The organism is Shewanella sp. SM20 (assembly GCF_025654545.1).
In the GTDB taxonomy this organism is placed as follows: Bacteria; Pseudomonadota; Gammaproteobacteria; order Enterobacterales; family Shewanellaceae; genus Shewanella; species Shewanella oncorhynchi.
This window is the reverse complement of record NZ_JAKKRK010000001.1, coordinates 116700-137656: the sequence shown is the minus strand read 5'-3', so window position 1 is coordinate 137656 and position 20957 is coordinate 116700. Positions and strand designations below refer to the sequence as shown.

The 20957-nt window shown below is 45.2% G+C and carries 16 protein-coding genes; 7 read left to right on the top strand and 9 right to left on the bottom strand.

The window, feature by feature from the left end:
- Nucleotides 1–21 precede the first annotated feature (21 nt).
- From L5M18_RS00615 to L5M18_RS00600, 4 genes are all read right to left on the bottom strand, one after another.
- The gene (locus L5M18_RS00615) at nt 22–2328 is read right to left on the bottom strand and encodes a GGDEF domain-containing phosphodiesterase (RefSeq protein ID WP_219234648.1); all 2307 of its coding nucleotides are present in this window, start codon (nt 2326–2328) and stop codon (nt 22–24) included.
- Complete coding sequence (locus L5M18_RS00610) at nt 2318–2995, bottom strand: methylamine utilization protein (protein WP_263195693.1); 678 nt, start codon at nt 2993–2995, stop codon at nt 2318–2320. The genes L5M18_RS00615 and L5M18_RS00610 overlap by 11 nt, the downstream gene beginning before the upstream one ends.
- 443 nt (nt 2996–3438) lie before the next feature.
- Nucleotides 3439–6597 (bottom strand): efflux RND transporter permease subunit, encoded by a 3159-nt coding sequence (locus L5M18_RS00605; RefSeq protein ID WP_263195692.1) that lies wholly within the window; start codon nt 6595–6597, stop codon nt 3439–3441.
- Nucleotides 6598–6610: 13 nt separating this feature from the next.
- A complete protein-coding gene (locus L5M18_RS00600; RefSeq protein WP_263195691.1) occupies nt 6611–7849 on the bottom strand; it encodes an efflux RND transporter periplasmic adaptor subunit in 1239 nt (412 codons plus the stop codon).
- A gap of 417 nt (nt 7850–8266) precedes the next feature.
- Here L5M18_RS00600 and L5M18_RS00595 point away from each other — a divergent pair, with 417 nt between their 5' ends.
- The gene (locus L5M18_RS00595; RefSeq protein ID WP_198572928.1) at nt 8267–8884 is read left to right on the top strand and encodes a TetR/AcrR family transcriptional regulator; all 618 of its coding nucleotides are present in this window, start codon (nt 8267–8269) and stop codon (nt 8882–8884) included.
- Nucleotides 8885–9039: 155 nt separating this feature from the next.
- Here the strand turns inward: L5M18_RS00595 and L5M18_RS00590 are convergent, their stop codons facing one another.
- The gene (locus tag L5M18_RS00590) at nt 9040–9927 is read right to left on the bottom strand and encodes a LysR family transcriptional regulator (RefSeq protein ID WP_263195690.1); all 888 of its coding nucleotides are present in this window, start codon (nt 9925–9927) and stop codon (nt 9040–9042) included.
- Between the two features lie 90 nt (nt 9928–10017).
- On the opposite strand from L5M18_RS00590, the gene L5M18_RS00585 reads away from it, so the two are divergent.
- Entirely contained in the window at nt 10018–10452 is a 435-nt protein-coding gene (locus L5M18_RS00585) for a PACE efflux transporter (RefSeq protein WP_006086899.1), read from the top strand.
- Nucleotides 10453–11013: 561 nt separating this feature from the next.
- Nucleotides 11014–11838 (top strand): substrate-binding periplasmic protein, encoded by an 825-nt coding sequence (locus L5M18_RS00580; RefSeq protein WP_263178740.1) that lies wholly within the window; start codon nt 11014–11016, stop codon nt 11836–11838.
- 28 nt (nt 11839–11866) lie between these two features.
- Here the strand turns inward: L5M18_RS00580 and L5M18_RS00575 are convergent, their stop codons facing one another.
- A complete protein-coding gene (locus L5M18_RS00575) occupies nt 11867–12757 on the bottom strand; it encodes a LysR family transcriptional regulator (protein WP_028761417.1) in 891 nt (296 codons plus the stop codon).
- Nucleotides 12758–12897: 140 nt separating this feature from the next.
- Here L5M18_RS00575 and L5M18_RS00570 point away from each other — a divergent pair, with 140 nt between their 5' ends.
- A complete protein-coding gene (locus L5M18_RS00570) occupies nt 12898–14154 on the top strand; it encodes an adenylosuccinate synthase (RefSeq protein WP_113939327.1) in 1257 nt (418 codons plus the stop codon).
- Between the two features lie 152 nt (nt 14155–14306).
- Here the strand turns inward: L5M18_RS00570 and L5M18_RS00565 are convergent, their stop codons facing one another.
- Nucleotides 14307–15287 carry a chemotaxis protein gene (locus tag L5M18_RS00565; RefSeq protein ID WP_028761419.1) on the bottom strand — a complete coding sequence of 327 codons (981 nt, stop codon included), beginning with the start codon at nt 15285–15287 and terminating at the stop codon, nt 14307–14309.
- Between the two features lie 341 nt (nt 15288–15628).
- Between L5M18_RS00565 and L5M18_RS00560 the strand changes: the two genes are divergently transcribed.
- Nucleotides 15629–16060: a thioesterase family protein gene (locus L5M18_RS00560; RefSeq protein WP_263195689.1), complete on the top strand. Its 432-nt coding sequence runs from the start codon at nt 15629–15631 to the stop codon at nt 16058–16060.
- 208 nt (nt 16061–16268) lie between these two features.
- Here the strand turns inward: L5M18_RS00560 and L5M18_RS00555 are convergent, their stop codons facing one another.
- Both L5M18_RS00555 and L5M18_RS00550 read right to left on the bottom strand, forming a co-directional pair.
- Nucleotides 16269–17762 (bottom strand): putative bifunctional diguanylate cyclase/phosphodiesterase, encoded by a 1494-nt coding sequence (locus L5M18_RS00555; protein WP_263195731.1) that lies wholly within the window; start codon nt 17760–17762, stop codon nt 16269–16271.
- Between the two features lie 90 nt (nt 17763–17852).
- Entirely contained in the window at nt 17853–18695 is an 843-nt protein-coding gene (locus tag L5M18_RS00550; protein WP_131523262.1) for an HDOD domain-containing protein, read from the bottom strand.
- Nucleotides 18696–19024: 329 nt separating this feature from the next.
- Between L5M18_RS00550 and yegQ the strand changes: the two genes are divergently transcribed.
- Both yegQ and L5M18_RS00540 read left to right on the top strand, forming a co-directional pair.
- Complete coding sequence (gene yegQ, locus L5M18_RS00545) at nt 19025–20392, top strand: tRNA 5-hydroxyuridine modification protein YegQ (RefSeq protein ID WP_263195688.1); 1368 nt, start codon at nt 19025–19027, stop codon at nt 20390–20392.
- Nucleotides 20393–20396: 4 nt separating this feature from the next.
- Complete coding sequence (locus tag L5M18_RS00540; protein WP_006082676.1) at nt 20397–20648, top strand: YfhL family 4Fe-4S dicluster ferredoxin; 252 nt, start codon at nt 20397–20399, stop codon at nt 20646–20648.
- Nucleotides 20649–20957 lie beyond the last annotated feature (309 nt).

Genomic DNA, 20957 nt, shown 5'->3' with positions numbered 1-20957 from the left:
TATTGACTTGAGTAAACGCGCTTATGCATCAGAAGTATTTGGATGGTTAAACGCCTCGAACCACAGATCAAATTCAGCCGCTTTTAAGGGTTTCGAAAACACGTAACCTTGAATGATATCGCAATCAAGATTACGCAATATCTCAACACCTTCTTGTTCTTCAACGCCTTCGGCTACTACGGTAAAACCTAAGCCATGGATCAATTTAATACTCGTATCGACTATCATCACATCCTGGCTATCCGTGAGCATGTCTTTGATAAAGCTGCGATCAATTTTCACCTCATTAACAGGTAAAATTTTCAAATAGGCTAATGATGAATGACCTGTGCCAAAATCATCAATGGCAACAGACACGCCCATGTCACGGAATCGCTGTAATACACTCACCACAGTCTGTGCATCTTTCATCACGGCGCCTTCAGTGACTTCGATACAGAGTGCACCGCTTGGCAGATTATTGTCTTTCAGTAAAATGGCGATTTGATTTGGTAAGCGAGTATCGACTAAATCATGGGCCGACAGGTTAATAGCCAGTTTTAGCACTATACCCCGCCGCTGCCATGTCACTAATTGCTGAATTGCCTGCTTCAATACCCACTGGCTAACAATATCAATATTGCCTGAATTTTCAGCCAGTTGGATAAATTCATCGGGCGGAATAAACCCTAGCGTAGGATGTTGCCAGCGGATCAATGCCTCGGCGCCAGTGCACTGGTTTAGGCGTAAATCCACTTTAGGTTGGAACACTAAATACAATTGGTTTTGCGCTAAACCTATAGGCAAATCACGGATAATCGTCAGCTCACGCTGATACTTTTCATCGGCGCCTTGACGATAACTGACGATGCGTTGCTCTTCGAGACAGGCTTGATTGAGGGCAATTTCGGCGCGGCGCACCAATACATCGATATCAGCACCATTACCATCGATTTCAAGTAATCCCGCACGCACGGTAAGAGAAATATTTGAGCCTTGGATTGGAAAGGGAGACTCCAGCATATCCAATGACTTCAGTAAATGTTCGGGGCGAATACCTTGACTATACAGAAGTAAAAATGAGTCACCGTCTAAACGCGCCAGTAAATCCGGTGTCGGTGCTAATTGCTCTAAGCGACGAGCAAAAAGCAGTAATAAAGTATCGGCGTTGGCAAAACCAATAATATCGTTGATATGGCGGAAATGTTTAATATCTAACAACACCATAGCACCGGATAATTTATCGTTCAGATCCGCCAAATGCTGTTTTGCGGCAAAACGATTGAGTAAACCTGTCAAGCTATCGTGGCGAGATTGGTAGACTAAATCCTTTTCCCGCGCTTCAATATCATCGCGCATTAAAGATAAACTCTTAGCCAACACCCTAAGCTCTGCTGGCGCACCTTGAATATTGGCAGGCTGCTTACCTTGACCGATTTTGCGGGCATAATTCACTAGTTGATGCACAGGTTCAGTCAAACTGCCCGACAACCAAATCGCAATCGCAATCGCCAGTGCTAAGGTCAAAGCAAAAATCAGCAGCATATTATTGCGTAGTTGCTGATAACTTTGCTGCCACTTAAGGTTTGATTGATGTAGTAGCGCTAATTGGCTGCCGTTGTGATCATAAAGTTTGATGCCCATAGACAGATGATCTACGGGAATACTTTCACTAGGCATTTTCAGCAAGCTAGGCAATAAGCTCGCCTGCTCAATTACGCTTAACTTTTCATTATCTGATAAGGTTGAAGCAATTTCAGTGCGGCCCGTTGCCTGATTGACAAAACTCACATCGATGCCCGTAATGGCTTTAGCTTGTTGGGCGACCTTCTCATCTAATAGAAACCCCATGCCAACCCAAGCGATTAAGGTCGGCGCCTTCACCGGCTGCAGCACAAACTGATAGCTAGCATGATCAAAATTAAGGATAGCTAACGCATTATGATTGCTGGTGGTCATATTAAATAAGGATTGAATATCATCCTGAGTGAGTCCAGGCAAACTCGAGGTCAAGAGCTCCCCTTTAGGTGATAGCAATACAGCGGCGTCGGCACCAATACGAGATCCATGATTAGATAACACTGACTCAATGGTTTCTTGCTCACCAGTAGCAATCGCGCGCTTAAAACCAAAATCGGCACTGAGTACGGACAAACTTTGACTGAGCTGAATACCGCGATTCGATAACACTTCAAGAAACACATTCGCGCCAATATCGAGGCTTTTCTGTTGCTGTAAAAAGTTATCTTTTTCGGTCGCTGTCAACACGGAAAATGCCGTGGCAAATTGCACCAACGTCAGCACAATAAAGAAAACTAAAATCAGCCGAGCGCGAAAACTATTTAGCATGTAATGGCTTACCTTCAGAATCGTAGTGACCAAATCCCGACGGCGGAGCCGACGGTTTAGCTTGACGCTCAATGTCTAAGGGCAGGCTGAGTTGATTAGGGCCATTAACTATCAGTAAATCCGTTGGCTCTGATGCCGCCTTCTGCCATGGATGCCAGCGCTTAACTTTATATTGACCGGCGATAAGTCCCTTAAACTGGATCTCACCTTTTTCGTCCGTCACCGCGACAATAGGGCTATCTGCCACATAGATAAATGCCTGCATATAATCGTGAATATTACAGCCAAGCGCGACCAAACCGGGTTTATCGAACTGAATCGGCGCTTCGGCCTGACCCACATACAATTTAAGTTCGAAAGGTTTAGCTTCTGAAAAAGAATACACATGGTGGCGAGTACGATCTAAGTTGGGAAAATCCACCTTTGCACCTTTAGGCACCGCCAGCACAAAGGGGATAAAGGTTCGATTTTTTTGCGACATTTCATAATGCTCGACAGGTATCGCATTATCGGGCATCACTACAGAGATCAGCTCCACAACAGTATCGGCAATGGCCTGTTGTTGCAGATCTACTACATTAATATTGAGTTCAGCAGCCATTACTTGAGGCGTGAAATAGATCAAAACGCAAAGTACTAACGCATATAAAACGCGATATAGGATCATCCGTTACCTCGGGCATAGTGATGCAAGGCCAACAAGTACCTTAGCTGAGTTCTGCGTAAAAAAACGTTCTAGATTCATCTAGCATTGTACATTACTAATGTATTGAATAATCTTCAAATTATATAGAAAAGTCGTAAAACAGTAACCATTCTAATCATTCTGTGATAATGACGCGCTCAAGTGGCAATAAGTTATAAGCTAACAGAATGGTCTGGTAATAGTTATTCATTGTTTCTTATTGATGATCCAGAAAATACCAACGATATTCCTCATTTCTGGTTTTAGTTTTAACCTAGCGAGGAATACCATCACTAAGCATCAATTGACCTAATGTTAATTAACCCCAGCTAAAGATAGTCAAATCTAATCGCTCTCGCCGTGAATAAACAAAAAAGGCCTACTCAATGTAGACCTTTCATGTATTTTTCAACTAGAAAACAAGCTTAACCGACGGTTATCTCTTTATGCTCATCGGCTTTTTTACCGCCTCTCTTTGCTAAGGCATAGTAAAACAGCGGCGTTAGGATAAGACCAAATACAGTCACCCCAATCATACCGGCGAATACTGCCACGCCCATGGCTTGGCGCATCTCGGCGCCCGCACCAGTGGAGAACACCATAGGCACCACTCCCATAATAAAGGCGATAGATGTCATCAAGATAGGACGTAAACGTAATCTTGCAGCCTCTAATATCGCCTCCATAGGTGCCATACCGTGATCTTGTTTCTCCTTTGCAAACTCGACAATCAAGATAGCGTTTTTAGTTGCGAGCCCCACCAGCACTATCAGACCAATTTGGGTGAAAATATTATTATCGCCACCGTAAATCAGCACACCACTGAGCGCCGAGAGCAGTGTCATTGGGATGATTAAGATAATCGCCAATGGCAGGCTTAAGCTCTCGTACTGGGCGGCTAGCACCATAAACACTAAGATGATCACCAGCGGGAAAACCAAAAGACCCGTATTGCCCGCGAGAATTTGCTGATAGGTCAGCTCGGTCCACTCATAAGTCATACCATTAGGTAACGTTTCAGCCAAAATTTTCTCAATCGCCGCCTGCGCTTGGCCGGTACTCACTCCGAGCGCTGGACCACCGTTGATTTCAGCGGTCGTGAAACCGTTATAGTGCATCACTCTGTCTGGGCCTGAACTTTGGCTGACGTTGATGAACGAACCTAGCGGGATCATGTCACCATTCAGATTCGGCACCTTTAGCTGACTGATCTGCTGCGGACTTTGACGGAACGCCTCGTCGGCTTGCATATTCACCTGATAGGTTCGACCGAAACGATTGAAGTCGTTGACATAGGTCGAGCCCATATAGGTTTGTAATGTCTGGAAAATTTGATCGAGCGACACTGCCTGCTGTTTCGCTTTAGTCCGATCGATATCCAGTTCAAGTTGTGGCACGTTCACTTGATAGCTAGAGAAAACGCCAGCTAACTGAGGATCGGCCCACGCCTTGTACATCACTTGTTGGGTCACCTGATACAAGGCCTCATAACCAAGGTTGGCTCTGTCTTGAATTTGCAGACGGAACCCTCCTATGGTGCCGAGGCCTTGCACAGGTGGCGGCGGGAAGATGGCAATAAACGCGTCTTGAATAGCAGCAAATTGCTGATTCAATTGTCCTGCAATGGCATTCGCCGACAGTTCAGGACTGGTACGCAAGTCAAAATCATCGAGCGCAACAAACACCACGCCTGAGTTAGGACTATTGGTAAAACCGTTGATGCTAAGGCCAGGGAAGGCAATCGAGTGCGCTACTCCGGGGTGATTTAGCGCAATCTCAGACATCTTTTTGATCACACTATCCGTACGTTCAAGGGATGCCGCATCGGGCAACTGAGCAAAGGCCACTAAATACTGTTTATCTTGGCCGGGTACATAACCCGTTGGTGTATTGGCAAATTGCACACCCGTTAACGCCACCATGCCTAAATACACTAGGCCAATAATGCCGCCAAAACGGATCACCTTACGCACTAACCAGCCATAACCATCGGATGCACGGTTAAATAAACGATTAAAAGGCACAAATAACCAAGCACCAAACAACTTATCCATTAGACGGGTTAAGCCGTCCTTAGGTGCATCATGGCTCTTGAGTAACAGCGCCGATAATGCCGGACTCAAAGTGAGTGAGTTAATCGCCGAGATAAAGGTCGAGATAGTAATAGTCAAGGCAAACTGTTTATAGAACTGCCCGGTTAAACCGCTCATAAACGCCGTTGGAATAAACACCGCCGCCAGCACTAAGGTGGTTGCCACAATCGGGCCAGTCACTTCCTTCATCGCCTTTTGTGTTGCCGCAACTGGGCTTAATCCTGCGGCAATATTACGCTCGACGTTTTCGACCACGACGATGGCATCGTCAACCACAATCCCGATGGCGAGCACCAGCCCGAATAGCGACAAGGCATTTAACGAGAAACCGAGCAAATGCATAAAGGCAAAGGTACCGACCAAAGACACAGGCACGGCCACCAGCGGAATAATCGATGCGCGCCAAGTTTGCAGGAATAGCACCACCACCAACACCACCAGTAACACGGCTTCGAGCAGGGTTTTTACCACAGCTTCAATCGAGCCACGCACGAACACTGTTGGGTCGTAAACGATTTCGTATTCGAGTCCTTCAGGGAATCCTTTAGACAGCTCTGCCATTTTGGCGCGTACATCGTCGGAAATCTGAATCGCATTAGAGCCCGATGCTTGGAATACAGGAATAGCGACCGCATCCTTATTATCGAGTAAAGAGCGCAGCGCATAACTCGTTGCACCCAACTCGATGCGGGCAACATCCTTTAGGCGGATCACCTCAGCATTCTGACCAACTTTGATGATGATATCTTCAAATTCAGACAGTTCAGTTAAACGGCCTTTCACGTTAATTAAAAGTTGAAAGTCAGCACTGCCACTGGGCTGCGCGCCTAAACTGCCCGCTGCTGCCTGTTGGTTTTGCTCACGAACGGCGGCAATAATGTCCGCTGGCGATAAACCCAGCGCCGAGACTTTATTCGGATCGAGCCAAATTCGCAGGCTGTATTCGCCGGCGCCAAACAAACGTACAGCGCCGACACCGTTAATCCGCGCTAACTCGTCTTTGACGTTTAGCGCCGCATAGTTAGACAGATACAACATGTCGTAACGGTTATCCGGCGATAACAAATGCACCACCATGGTGAGATCCGGCGATGATTTTTCGGTGACTATACCAAGACGTTGTACTTCCTGCGGCAGACGGGGCATAGCACGATCGACTCGGCTCTGCACTTGGGTTTGAGCCTTATCCACATCCGTGCCAATCGCAAAGGTGATAGTCAAGGTCATACGTCCATCGGACGTCGCCTGCGATGACATGTACAACATGTCTTCGACGCCGTTGATTTCCTGCTCCAGCGGTGAAGCCACTGTTTCGGCAATCACTTTAGGATTTGCGCCAGGATAATTAGCAGTGACCACTACCGTTGGTGGCACTACCTCTGGATATTCGGTGATAGGCAACTGCCAAACGGCAATCGCCCCCGTGATAAGAAACAGCAATGACAGCACGGCTGCAAATATCGGTCTTTTAATGAAAAATTGCGACAACATAGTGTGTGATTCCTTAACCGCGGCTCGCCGTTTCGACCGCTTGCGCCGTCAAATGCTCTTGGTTTTTATCGAGTATTAACTGGGCTTGGCGTAGCGCCTCGAGCTTGTCGCTGTCGACCATGTCCACTATGTTTGGCTCAATTTGCATCTTAGGACGAACGCGTTGCATACCGTTGACGACGATCTTGTCTTCGGCCATCAAGCCTTGGGTTACAATGCGCAGTCCTTGGACTTTTTCGCCTAAGGTCACACCGCGATATTCGACCGTGCCATCATGACCGACGACCAGCACAAACTTATTATTGAGATCTGTGCCAACCGCTTTATCGTCAATCAAGATCCCCTCATAGGCGCCACTGCCCGCAGTACGAAGACGCGCAAACAAGCCTGGCAATAGGTTATTGTCTTCATTGTCAAAAGTCGCACGAACTCGAATAGTACCCGTCTGCTTATCCATCGCATTATCCACAAAGTCGACCATGCCAATATGGTGATAATCGCGCTCATTGGCTAAAGCCATGTACACAGGATTATCGCCAGCACGAGGATCGTTACGTTTGTTCTGCGCAGTCAACTTCACGTATTTAAGGTAGGTTTGCTCGTCCACATCAAAATAGGCATACATGCTGGCGGTAGAGACTAAGCTGGTCAGCACACTCTGCCCTGCGGTGACATAGTTACCCGCAGTGACGTTGGCGTAGGATACTCGGCCATCAATCGGCGCTTGTACTTGGGTATAAGCTAAATCAAGCTCGGCGCGCATGAGTGCTGCTTTCAGCGAAGCGACTGCGGCTGCAGTCTGACGTTTGTTCGACTCACGGGTATCGAGTAATTCGGCCGAGACCGCCTTTTGGTCAAATAATTTATGTGCCCGTTCAAAATCATTAGTGGCCAGTTGCTCTGCAGAGAGTGCGCTAGCAAGATCTGCTTTTAACCGGGCCACTTCCACTTCAAACACGCTTGGATCGATGCGAAATAACACTTCGCCTTTCTTCACTAAGGCGCCTTCTTTAAAATTTACTGAGTCTATATAGCCCGACACCCGCGGGATAAGGGTGACACTTTCTGGCGCCTGTAAACGACCGGTAAACTCATCCCATTCGGTGACTCGCTCATGTAATACCTGAGCGACATCCACCTTAGGCGCACTCGGTGCAGGTCCCTGCTGCGCTGTTTGCTCACCACAAGCAGAAAGGACGAAAGCAGCCACAGCCGTTAACATCATTATTCGTAAAGGTTTGTTACTCATCATATTACTATCCTCAAAGTGGCGGGCATTTCACGCTGTTCGAACCACACACACACATGCAGCTGTGTTACAAATCAATTAAATACCGACTGGTAAAAAATATTCTGTACTGGACGGTAATATATAGCGTAAAATGATGCTGTCAACAAATTTATGTACCGAACGGTATTTAATTAAAAGTGTGCACTTACCCTAGGCAGGCAATGCGTCCAGAGGCAAAAGGCTACGAGTTTGAACTGCAAAGCATTTTGATGAATATTGAAGCAGACACTGACTAACACAGATACCATGCTGAACTTAGGTGACACCTTGAATGACTAAGTAGACATATCCCCCTAAGTCCGTCATAGGTGGCAAGTGTGGCTGGACAGGGACTAAACCCATGTCTATCCTAGGGGCAATTGAGAATTGAGGAGCCTAATGATGTCAACCGTCACCCAGACGCCCTGTGTTGGTCGCCCACGAGCTTTTGACACTGACGATGCATTAGCAAAAGCCTTAGAAGTCTTCTGGCTCAAAGGTTTTGAAGGTACATCGTTAACCGATCTCACCCAAGCTATGGGCATTAATAAACCTAGCCTTTATGCCGCTTTCGGTAATAAAGAACAGTTATTTCTCAAAGCGATAGAATTATATGAACAGCGCCCCTGTGCATTTTTCTACCCAGCACTGGAACAGAAAACAGCCTATCAGGTTATCGAGTCAATGCTACTCGGTGCGGCAAGCTCTTTGGTGGATAAAAGCCATCCACAGGGATGTTTAATTGTTCAAGGGGCACTCACCTGTAGTGAAGCAGGGCAAGCGATTAAAGATACTTTGATTAATCGTCGCCGTGACGGTGAAATAGCCCTGTGCGAACGACTGCAACGCGCCAAAGATGAAGGTGATTTGCCCGCTGACGCCGATCCCCTGCTGCTTGCCCGTTATATAGGCACTGTATTGCAAGGTATGGCCGTACAAGCGACCAGTGGAATTTGCCCGAATGAACTGCGCAAAGTGGCCGAACTAGTGCTGGCTAACTTTCCGCGTAATAATTAATCCTGATTCACTAATCCTGATTCACTAATCCTGATTCACTAATCCTGATTCACTAATCCTGATCCACTAATCCTGATCCACAAAAACTAAACCCCAGTAGAGTACTCACTTAACTGGGGTTTTATTTATGCTTTGCTTTATTTCTGTCCAACCATTTACTTCTGTCCAACCAAGAGTTCTCTAAACAGTTGTCTGAGTCGTTTCAATAATGGCAGGCTACTTTTATCTTGATGCTGGATCACATCGACGTTTGCATACCAGCCTATCTGCTCAAATTCTATGGGGACGCGAGTTAAGTTACCCGATAAAACTGAACTGGACGCCATGTGCTCGGGCAACAGACACCAACCATGGCCCTGTAATGCGAGCTCCAATAACACGTAATAGTTATCGGCATACCAAACATCAGGACTGAACGCCTGCTGAAAACTACTGGTTTTAGTATTCCGTGAGCGGATGAGTAATTGTCGATACAGTCGCAATGAGTCCATGTTCGGTGCAACTGATTTTGCTAAGGGATGCGAACTCGCCACATAAAGATCGAATTGAATCACCCCAATACTCTCAAAATCTATACTACTTGGCATAGATAATTCACTAAAAATCAATCCTGTAGATGCTCTTCCCGAATGCACCATGTCGATAATGTCTATACTTGAGGCACTGAGAAACTCGAGTTCGATATTAGGAAAATCACCTTCTAACAACCGAATAATTTCAGATATTCTCTGTATCGGAATGCCTTCATCCATCGCAAGGCACACTTCTGAAGATTGACTACTGAAGAGCGATAAGGCGGTATGTTTGAGCCTACGATGTTGAAGAATCGTCGCTCTTGCGTAGGGCAGTAATTTACTACCTTCGGCCGTTAATACTGGATAACGACCCGAACGGTCAAATAACTCAACCCCACAGTCAATTTCAAGATTCATCACATGCTGGCTAATCACGGATTGTGCTTTCTTAAGTTGCCTTGCAGCATTCGAAAATGAACCCGATTCTACGGTTTCCATAAAGGCTTCGAGTTGTTCGAGACTAAACATATCGTTTTTACCGATACTATCTAACTATAACTTATCCTTATACTAGATAAAATTATGGCCATAGTCACATTAAATGAATGGGAAATAGCCATGAAAACGACAGAACGTATCTTTAACGCCTTACTCTTTGAAGCGATTGCACTCGCTATTATTATCCCCGTTTCTGCCCTAATATCAGGCAAGGGAACCAGTGAACTTGTCATAGTAGGTATCGCTTTGAGTCTTTATACCGTGGTATGGAACTACTTCTACAACCTAGGATTCGACAGGGTATTTGGGGCAAATCGAGAGCAACGCACTTTGAAAACCAGAATACTGCATACCTTTGGATTTGAAGGGGGACTTATTTTCATTAGCATACCGACCATCGCCTGGTTTCTACAGATAGGTTGGTTGGCAGCCATGGGCTTAGAAGCGGTTTTTTTGATCTTTTTCTTCTTCTACAGCACCCTATTCCATTGGTGCTATGACAAATATCAGCCCTACAAGACTTGGTTTACTATGCAAGCCACTAAGGTCAAATAGCGCAGCTAAGATCAACACACATCACCATCAAACGAACCTCACTAAACAATTTAGCGATTCGTTTGATGGCAACATTGAAACTTATCCATTTCAATTTCTTCTACTTATACCAATCACATTAAATATCTAATCAGTTCAGAGCCTCACAGGCATCTCAATCCAAGGCGCATTGACGCAGAAATGGTTATTCCCTTTTAAGTCAATGCAACACGGGAGTGGGATGCCTGTGAGGCTCCCGAAGGGCGGCTGAACAGAGCACCACTATGCCTTCAAGCCTTCGCCTTGTCTAAAGCGCGTTGAACTCCCGCTGAATGAACAGATATTTAGTACGATTGGTATTAGCAAGAAAGCTAAGCCAGTTCATGTGTTACCCAGCGTAAAATTCCCCTTAAACACAGTACATAAAAATAATAAACCCGCACACAGTAAACTGAGGTTGTTAAAATATCCTATTAACATCACAAAAGGACTAACTATCAGTAATTAATATTCAAATCATTAGTCTAGATATAATTCTTTATGCTATAAAAGCCATATATTAAGCGAGGAGATGGAAGCAAAATGCGCGCAGGGAACAGAATGAAGCTCAGGATGCAGCAGGCATTAAATTTGCCGTCAGCATTGATACTTAGCATCGTTTTATTGCTCGTATCCATTATTTGTAACATGGCACTCGCTAAAGAAAGCAATGCAATACCAGCAGAATCGCAACCTCAAGCCATAACCTTAGCTGCAGAAGACAGTTGGCCACCTTTCGCCAATCAGTTTGGTCAAGGTATTTCCCATCGTTTAATCCAAGCCGCATTTAAACAGTCGCATATTGAAGTGAATAGCTTAGTTGTACCCTACTCCCGCGCCTTAATGATGGCGGAAAAAGGTGCAGTTGATGGGGTGTTTAACGTCACCCGCGAGAACAGTACTGAGCAACGCTTCATCTTTGGAAACACCCCATTATTTATCGCCACGGCTTCTTTTTATCAAAAGAAACAAAAACCTATTCTGGCAGACAATAAATGGGCGCTACCTAAAGGCACCGTTATCGGCGTGATTAAAAGCTATGAATATGGCGATGAGTTTCCCACATTAGTTAAACAGCAACAGCTCAATATCGTCACCGTCGCCAACCAACAACAGCTCATCAATTTATTGTTGATTGGTCGCATAGATGCCGCCTTGATGTTCGACTTAGTCGCCAAGGAAAACCTGAAAAAAATGGGGGTAGATGATGAGATTATTCCTGCATTTGCTAACCACAGCAGCGATATTTTTTTGGCCTTCTCGAAAGGAAATCCGCAAGCACAAACCTTAGCGACCCAACTCGACGCTGGCTTATCACAGCTAAAAGCCACAGGCCAATACGACAAACTGCTCTTAGTCGCTGACTAATCGCCTATTACTACGAGCGAATGATAGATTACCGCTGCGAGCGAATGATCTCTTGATTTACCCAATATAACAGCTGCTTAATAGCCTTCGACAGGATCTGATTCTGGCGCACAATATAACCTAAACTCGTTGTAGGGAATTGCGGTAGAGGAGTGACTTTAGTGGTGAGATTCGCCTTAGTGTAAACCGAAAATTCCGGTACGATAGCCACACCAAATCCCGCCTCAGCCCAATCGATTTGCGCGTCAACACTGCCGACTTCCATTATTCTGTAATTCGATAAGTTCAGCGACGGCAATGCGGGATCTAACAATTCGCGGGTTCGCGTATCGTGTCCTAATAAAATCAACGTCGGTTGCTCGGCTAAGGGCGTGTCCACAGAGGGTTTTGCCTGCTGCCATTGCTGTAAATTATCTCCGATTGCACACCATTTAATCTGTTGTAGCTCAGTAAAATGCAGTGGCTGACTTTCCTTCTGCGCAATCACAAACCCTAAATCTGCCTCGGCATTTTTCACCAATTCAGAGGCTTGTGATGAGGTTGTGTTGAGCAGTGAGAAATCTATTCCCGGAAACTCCGCCTTAAAGAGCTGAAACGGCTGGATTAACAATAACCGCGAGATAATATCGCTGGCGGCAATGGTCAAGGTGCCTTGGCTAAGGTCATTAATCGCATTGAGATCCGCCTGACAAATTTGTAGCTCCATTAACGTCTTCTGACTGCTCTCTAACAGGCGAAATCCCGCTTGCGTTAATCGAAAGGGATTACGGTCAATCAACTTGACTCGAGTGCTTTGCTCTAACTGCTTAATATGCAAGCTAACATTGGGCTGCGTCATGTGCAGCGCTGTGGCCGCTTTCCCAAAATGCTTGTATTCAGCCAAAGTCACGAAGGTCTTTAACCAATGGATATCGAGCATAAAACCCCCTTTTACTATGTATTAGCGTTAATTATAGCCAATGATATATGAAATTCTTATTGGGATGATAACCATAATTAATTTCTCTTATTCAAATGACGGGTCTAGCATAGCGTCTTAATCAATGAGGAGATGTTGTTATGCCGTCGATCGTGGTTGTGGGTGCAAATTGGGGTGATGAAGGCAAAGGCCGCATCGTAGATTATTTAGCCGCGGATGCCGCTGCCAGTATTCGCTTTCAAGGTGGTAACAACGCTGGCCATACCGTCGTCAACGACTATGGCACCTTTAAATTACACCAATTACCAAGTGGCATTTTCAACCCTAACTGCGTTGCAGTTTTAGGCCCTGGCATGGTGATCAGCCCTGAAAAACTCAGTGTAGAAATTGCTGAAGTGCAAGCGGCTGGCATTGAAGTCAAATTATGCATTTCTGACCGTGCTACCTTGTGCTTACCTCTACATGCATTAGAAGATACCTTAGAAGAACAACGTCTTGGCGACCTCGCCTATGGTTCAACCCGTCAAGGGATTGCACCAGCCTATGGCGATCGCGTGATGAAAAAAGGCATTTTAGTCGGCTGGTTAAACCAACCTGAAGTGCTGCAAGAGCGTATTCAATTTATGCTCGACTGGAAATTGCCACAGTTAAAAGCACTTTATCCAAGTTGCGATTTTAATCAAACCGCCGCCGAAATGACCGCATGGTTATTAGAAGTGACGGCACCTTGGCGTCCGTTTATTTGTAACGTGACAGAGCCATTAAAAGCATTACAAAAACAAGATGCGAGCTTACTGTTTGAAGCGCAATTAGGTGCTGGCCGCGACTTAGTCTACGGCGAATATCCTTATACCACATCTTCAAACGTGACTGCGGCTTACGCGGGTATCGGCAGCGGTTTACCAGCTCTGCGTCCAGAGCGCGTAATTGCTGTCGCAAAAGCCTTTAGCTCATCAGTCGGCACAGGTACGTTAGTGACCGCAATGGAAGAGCAAGACGCCTTCCGCGAAAATGCCAACGAGTTTGGTGCAACGACAGGCCGTCCACGTGACATGGGATATTTTGATGCTGTTGCCACCCGTAATGGTGTTGAGCTACAAGCAGCAACCGAAATTGCCCTGACTAAGATTGATTGTCTTTCTGGCATGAAAGATCTGAAAATCTGTGTTGCCTATGCTGGTGAACACACTGAGAACCCAATTTGGCCACAAACTGCTGCGTTAAGCCCAGTGTATGAGCAAATGCAAAGCTGGAGCGAAGATATTACTAGTTGTCGCACCTTCGAAAGCCTACCAGTCGCCGCACAACAATATGTTGAACGTATTGAAGACTTAATGGGTGTACGCGTTAGCATGGTTTCTGTTGGACCAGAGCGCGATCAAATGATCATTCGCTAGTAAACAACGTTTACCCTACAAAAAAGCCATATTCGCCTCGGTGAATATGGCTTTTTACTTTGATATGGTTTGTCATTGAAGAATCACTAAAGACGTTGATAGCGATGACTCGAATACCCCATATTCAAATATCGCCGCTAAATGAAATGGCATTACTCTTCGAATACGTATTTATCTATCATACCGACCATACGACCAATTTCTGGTTTAGTAATGGTATCGTTAGCACCTAATGCCATCGCCTTTGCGCGGTTATCTTCACTCATTAAAGAGGAAAACATCACAATTGGCATTTGTCGATACGCCTTGGATTCTCTTAAGCGTTTCACCAAATGCATGCCATCCATGCGAGGCATCTCAACATCCGTAATAATGGCGCTGACAAAATCAGAGATAGAAGCATTATCTTGGTCAGCAAGATTCTCAAATTCCATTAGCATTTCAAGAGCATCACCACCATCTTTGGCTGTGATAATGTTGTAACCTGCGCTGCGAAGGGTATTTTCGATCATCTTACGAATAAAAGCGGAATCATCGACAATTAAAATCGTTTTCGCTTCACGTTTCGCCAGCATTTTATCATTGATCAGTACACTTCTATCGAGCGTGACATCGTACTTATCCATACTCAGTTCAGGATTAATGTCAGCAATAATTTTCTCAAAATCCAATATCATAATGAGCATGCCATCACGGCGCACTACGGCAACGACACAATCATTTTCACCCGCTTCTAAAAATTGACTCGGCGATTCAACTTGCTCCCACGACACTCTATGGATGCTACGAACACTATCGATTAAGAACCCATTAATCATCTTATTAAAATCAGTCACTATGACCACTTTGTGGGTTAAATCCTCTGGTGTCGATATTCCGAGCCAACCGGCAAGATCGACCAAAGGGATCAACTTTTCTCGCAGCGAGAACACCCCAACCATGTGCCGCTGGGCATTGGGATAATCTGACGTTTCTGGCACCCTAATCACTTCTCTCACTTTGGCGACATTAATACCGTAATGGCACACCTTATGGCCACCGTTAGGAAGTGTCTTATGTAGATGAAACTCAATAATTTCGAGTTCATTTGTGCCACTCTCTGTCAATATTTCTGATTTTTTAATTTCGCTCATATAAAGCTCTCAACCTAGCAAATCAACGTAAGAAAGGGATTGCAGTTATCAGTATAGGAAGGGATTAATGAATTAGGCACGATAGTGTGATTTTACTGCCTGATTAGCGTGATATTTTTTGGGTAACAAGCATTTTATCTATAAGCAGAAAAACGTCACATAATCGAATCTAATAACTATTTCAGTCGTCACATTGTCAATCATGTCCAGCCGTTGCCGACCTAAAGTAGCCTGCACATTTCCCTTAACAGCGCTTTTGTCTCTCCGCATTAGAGGTTTTGTTTTAAGAGATAAGCCGCTAAACTATTGCGCAATAAAACTATCTAGAATAGCCGTACCCCATGCCGCAATTTAGCCCGACCTTTTCTTTCCCAGTGCAAATCTACTATGAAGATACTGATTTTTCTGGCGTGGTGTATCACCCCAACTTTTTGAAATACTTCGAGCGAGCCCGTGAGCATGTGATTGGTGCTGAGCGTTTAAGTGCATTATGGCAACAAAACCAACTGGGTTTTGCTGTGTATCGTAGCGATATGTTGTGCCATGAGGGGGTGGAATTTGCCGATATTATCGATGTTCGCACTAAATTTTACTTTGAGAGCAAGTATCGCACTGTGTGGCAGCAGGAGATTTGGCGCCCGCAGGGTAAAAAGCCTGCTGTTACGGCAACCATTGAAATGGTGTGTATGAATCAAGCCCGCCAATTAGCGCCTATGCCGGCAGATTTAATCGCCGTATTAAGTCAGGGTTTTCTTTCAAGCGAACAAAGCTAATACTCTTACATACAAGTACACGCGCGATTTCCTGAGCTTATTTCGACATCAGCAAAGGCAACAAAAATCACTCAAAGAAGTACAACTCAAATAACGATAACTGGACAGTATTAAGGCTCGGCTGCAAGCCTTAATACTCTTGATTTAACGAGCATTTTATTTGACGAACATTTGATTTAACGAGCGCTTACTTTAATGAGCACAAAGTTTAGATTGTATTATGTAGTTGGGCCCAGTTCATTTCGAGTTCAGCGGCACTCATGGGCTTCGCGTAATACATACCTTGTATAGTATCAACCCCCATAGCCACTAACCTATCTCTAATCTCAAGCGTTTCAATTCCTTCAACAGTTACCTCATAACCGAGTTTTTTGGCAATATTAATACTGGCTTCGAGGATATATTCCGATGGTTTATCTTGCTCGAGATCCTTTAAAAAGGCTTTATCGATTTTGACTTCATTAACGGGTAGATGCTTCAAATAAGCCAATGAAGAATGACCGGTACCAAAATCATCAATCGCGAGCCTAACCCCTAACGCACGAATTTTATCTAAGGTTTCGACCGCCTTAGTTAAATCCGCCATTAAAGTACTCTCGGTAATTTCAATCATTAAAGATTCGGGTGGAAGCTGGTAATAAGCTAATCTCGCCGCAATTTCTTGGGGCAAGGTTTCACTATCGAGATCCCGTGTTGATAGATTGACTGCGACGCACAATTGTATTCCTGCCGCGCGCCATTTTGCCTGCTGCGCTAACACTTGGTCGAGTGCCCATTGGCTCACTAAATCAATCATGCCAGCATATTCGGCTAAGGGGATAAACTCGCCAGGAGAAATAACCCCAAGCTCGTCGTGCTCCCAGCGCATCAAGGCTTCAACCTGAAAACACCGTCCCGTCGCAATATCCTGTTTCGCTTGATACACCATATACACTTGATTGCGTTGTAAACCTTTGGGCAAGCTATCGATAATTCTCAGTTCTCTTAACTGTTGAATATCATCATTCTCGGCATAGTAAGCAATCGCGCTACGAGAGTGGCGGGCTTTCTTCAGCGCCAAATCGACGCGACGTAACATCTGGCTCGTATCGGCGTGGTGTTCTTGTAAATGCACACAACCGATTTGAAGTTTAACGCTGACTGGCGTGTTCTTAATGCTAAAAGGCACCTGCAAACGGCCTCTCAAATGGACTAATTGCTCCTCAGTCAACGCTTGCTCGTAATATAGGCAAAATTCATCACCATTGAGCCGTGCGATTAACCTTGGGGATAAACTTAAGCTGTTTAAGCGTTCTGCAAATTGCTTCAGCAGGATATCGCCAAATACAAAACCAAAGAGATCATTCACATAGCGAAATCGATAAATATCAATTAGCACTAATGTCCCTTGAGTCAGCGGCATCATGCCAGTAAGAGTACGTTTCAAGCCGACACGATTAACTAGTCCTGTTAGCTTATCCTTACCCACACTTGCCGGTAACGCCTTTAATAATTCATTTAAAGTATGGTAGAGAGGAGCAAACGCTTGGGGGACGATGCCAATGTCTAAAGCTTGGCGTTCAACCTTTTGCTGCTCTAGCTGGGTACAAAGCTGTGCTAAGAATTTTTGCTGCGACCGTAAAGATCTGTATTTTGCCTGCAGGATATACAATGAAAATATCAATAAAGCGAGAGAAGCGACAACTAACCCGATTACGAACATACCTTGGCCTCTGCCATACCACGTAAGCTTTTTCTCAAATGACACGATAAAAGATATCAGCGCCATTTGAATTCCATTTAGGCCTAACGATTATTGGTAACTTTCTCTAATTGAATGGAATTTATCCATAAACTCATCACTGGCTAAATCATCGGTCGTCACAGGTAATCCACGGGCGACAAACACACCGAGACGTTGCTCTAGTTCAGTGCCCGCTCGCAATTCACCGGTATAAAAGGCCGCTGCACGAATAAAGTCAAGATAGGTGACATGATCGGGTAGATAAGGTAAATCAGCCCAACGCTCAACCACTTCCATCACTTCGGTAGAGAAATCCCAACTTTTCAAAACAGCACGACCCAAAGGCCCTTGCATTTTACGTACGAGCGCGCGTAATTGATCAATGCTAGTGAATAAATGGGGATGCGCCTCCGCTTCTGTTAATACAGGTAAGGCGCCAATGTTATGCACGAGTCCAGCTAAGGTTAAGGTATCAAAATTTAACCGGCTGGTTGAATGGCGCTTATTGTACATCTGCAGCATGGCACAAGACGCAGCGGTTACATCGATTGAGGTACGCCACACTTCGTCCATGACTTCCCACACCATTTCATTGGTGGAAATGAATAATTGCTCCATCGCCACCGAAGTGGCAATGCTTTTAATCTGAATTAAACCGATACGAGAAACCGCACTGTTAATACTTTCAGCGGGCACGCCTCGGCTATATAGCGCGCTGTTGGCGACCTTAATAATACGCGCAGAAATCGCAGCATCTTGACCGATCACTTCCGCCACTTGTTTAAGGCTCGCATCGGAGCGTCCGACCACTTCTTGCACCCGCATCGCCACTTCAGGCAAGGTCGGTAGCACTAAGGCATCATCTTTTAGTTTTTTTAATAAACTGACTAACAGTAGATGTTCGGTAGACATCTTAGCTCCCATCAATCTGTAAACATGAACATTGGATAGTTGGAGTATATCAGCTGGCTGTCATTAGATACGTAGAAAAAAGCAACGGACGTTAATAAATTGTATGATTGCGTTATCAATTTTGCCTTAATTATCTGTCTTGATCATCGACCTCAATCATCACTCAAGTTGAAATATTCCGCTCCAGTCGATCTAAGTAAAACTCACTATATTCGTAAAATGTGAAGTACTGCTAAAGTTAACTAAGGCAATTTGCATACCCCTACTTTCATTGTGTAAAATGCCGCCCCCGCGCACCGCGTCATTTATTAACCCATTTGAGAGTGATTATGTTTAAACCTGAGCTGCTGTCTCCAGCTGGAACCTTAAAGAACATGCGCTACGCCTTTGCCTATGGTGCAGATGCAGTGTATGCCGGTCAGCCAAGATATAGTCTAAGGGTACGTAACAATGACTTTAAAATGGAAAACCTTGCCACTGGGATTGAAGAAGCCCATGCACTCGGTAAAAAGCTGTATGTGGTGAGCAATATCGCGCCCCACAATGCCAAGCTAAAAACCTATATCAAGGACATGGAACCCGTAGTGGCGATGAAGCCTGACGCACTGATCATGTCCGATCCCGGTTTAATCATGATGGTGCGTGAAGCGTTTCCTGATCAAGTGGTGCATTTATCCGTGCAAGCGAATGCCATCAACTGGGCCTCGGTCAAGTTTTGGCAAACCCAAGGCATCAAACGCGTGATCCTGTCACGCGAATTGTCTTTAGATGAAATAGAAGAAATTCGTCAGCGCTGCCCCGATATCGAGCTTGAAGTGTTTGTGCATGGCGCCCTGTGTATGGCGTATTCAGGCCGTTGTTTACTCTCAGGTTATATCAATAAACGCGATCCTAACCAAGGCACCTGCACTAATGCTTGTCGCTGGAAATACGATGTACACGAAGCCCAGCAAAATGACAGCGGTGACATCATTGCCATGCCAAATCCGGTGCAAATTGAAACGCCAACGACCTTAGGCGCAGGCGCTCCCACAGATCAAATTTACCTACTACAGGAAGCCAATCGCCCCGGCGAATACATGCCCGCCTTCGAAGATGAGCACGGCACTTATATCATGAACTCTAAAGACTTACGGGCCATTCAGCACGTTGAGCGCCTGACTAAAATGGGCATAGACTCGCTCAAAATTGAAGGCCGCACTAAGTCCTTCTATTACGTTGCCCGTACCGCACAACTGTATCGCCGCGCGATTGAAGATGCTTCATCGGGTAAAGATTTCGACCGCAGTCTAATGAATCAATTAGAAGGCCTAGCCCACCGTGGTTATACCGAAGGCTTTTTACGTCGCCATGTGCATGATGAATATCAAAATTATGACTATGGCTACTCAGTTAGTGACACCCAACAATTTGTAGGTGAACTGACGGGCAAACGTAATCTTGCAGGATTGGCCGAAATTGAAGTAAAAAACAAGTTCTCCGTTGGCGACAGTGTTGAACTGATGACACCGCAGGGCAATATCAGTTTGACGATTGAACAACTCGAAAATCGCAAAGCTGAAGCGGTTGAAGCCGGTTTAGGTTCGGGGCACACTGTATATCTACCCGTGCCGAAAGAAGTCGATTTGAGCCACGGAATTTTGCTGCGTAACTTGCCCCAAGGTCAGGATACTCGCAACCCACATGAACTAGGTTAAGATCATGGCACTACTGATCGACGATAGCTGCATCAATTGCGACATGTGTGAACCTGAATGTCCTAATCAGGCTATCACTATGGGCGAAGAGATCTATGAAATCGATCCAGACCGTTGCACCGAATGTGTGGGTCACTACGACAAACCGACTTGCGTGTCTGTCTGCCCCATTGATTGCATCGACCCAGATCCAAACCGTGTCGAATCTAACGACGAATTGTTAGTGAAATTTGCCGTGTTAACGCAAAAAGCTTAATCACGCCACCTGACCGAGTGGCTATAATGCCTCTCGGTCACATCTGCTCTAATACCTGCCATAACCTGCGCAAAACAACCCGCATAAAAAATCACAATAAAGATGCATTTAACGGTATGGAAAACCTTTAAATCGCTTAAATCCAAGCCTTTATCTCAGCATTAGTCAAAACACTACTTTAGACTGACTTTCTTTTCAGCGGTGAATGTCAAAAAAGTAGCAGACGGAATTTATCGCTGCTGCACAGTTTATGATTCGGACAAAATGTCGCTTGATAAATCACCACTTTTACAGACTAGGTTGTTTTAA

Excerpts from the sequence above, each read along its gene's own strand:
- L5M18_RS00560 (WP_263195689.1), top strand. The coding sequence starts at position 15,629 with ATGCCGCAATTTAGCCCGACCTTTTCTTTCCCAGTGCAAATCTACTAT.
- L5M18_RS00610 (WP_263195693.1), bottom strand. The coding sequence starts at position 2,995 with ATGATCCTATATCGCGTTTTATATGCGTTAGTACTTTGCGTTTTGATC.
- yegQ (WP_263195688.1), top strand. The coding sequence starts at position 19,025 with ATGTTTAAACCTGAGCTGCTGTCTCCAGCTGGAACCTTAAAGAACATG.
- L5M18_RS00580 (WP_263178740.1), top strand. The coding sequence starts at position 11,014 with ATGCGCGCAGGGAACAGAATGAAGCTCAGGATGCAGCAGGCATTAAAT.
- L5M18_RS00540 (WP_006082676.1), top strand. The coding sequence starts at position 20,397 with ATGGCACTACTGATCGACGATAGCTGCATCAATTGCGACATGTGTGAA.
- L5M18_RS00550 (WP_131523262.1), bottom strand. The coding sequence starts at position 18,695 with ATGTCTACCGAACATCTACTGTTAGTCAGTTTATTAAAAAAACTAAAA.
- L5M18_RS00575 (WP_028761417.1), bottom strand. The coding sequence starts at position 12,757 with ATGCTCGATATCCATTGGTTAAAGACCTTCGTGACTTTGGCTGAATAC.
- L5M18_RS00565 (WP_028761419.1), bottom strand. The coding sequence starts at position 15,287 with ATGAGCGAAATTAAAAAATCAGAAATATTGACAGAGAGTGGCACAAAT.
- L5M18_RS00555 (WP_263195731.1), bottom strand. The coding sequence starts at position 17,762 with ATGTTCGTAATCGGGTTAGTTGTCGCTTCTCTCGCTTTATTGATATTT.
- L5M18_RS00595 (WP_198572928.1), top strand. The coding sequence starts at position 8,267 with ATGATGTCAACCGTCACCCAGACGCCCTGTGTTGGTCGCCCACGAGCT.
- L5M18_RS00570 (WP_113939327.1), top strand. The coding sequence starts at position 12,898 with ATGCCGTCGATCGTGGTTGTGGGTGCAAATTGGGGTGATGAAGGCAAA.
- L5M18_RS00590 (WP_263195690.1), bottom strand. The coding sequence starts at position 9,927 with ATGTTTAGTCTCGAACAACTCGAAGCCTTTATGGAAACCGTAGAATCG.
- L5M18_RS00615 (WP_219234648.1), bottom strand. The coding sequence starts at position 2,328 with ATGCTAAATAGTTTTCGCGCTCGGCTGATTTTAGTTTTCTTTATTGTG.
- L5M18_RS00585 (WP_006086899.1), top strand. The coding sequence starts at position 10,018 with ATGAAAACGACAGAACGTATCTTTAACGCCTTACTCTTTGAAGCGATT.
- L5M18_RS00600 (WP_263195691.1), bottom strand. The coding sequence starts at position 7,849 with ATGATGAGTAACAAACCTTTACGAATAATGATGTTAACGGCTGTGGCT.
- L5M18_RS00605 (WP_263195692.1), bottom strand. The coding sequence starts at position 6,597 with ATGTTGTCGCAATTTTTCATTAAAAGACCGATATTTGCAGCCGTGCTG.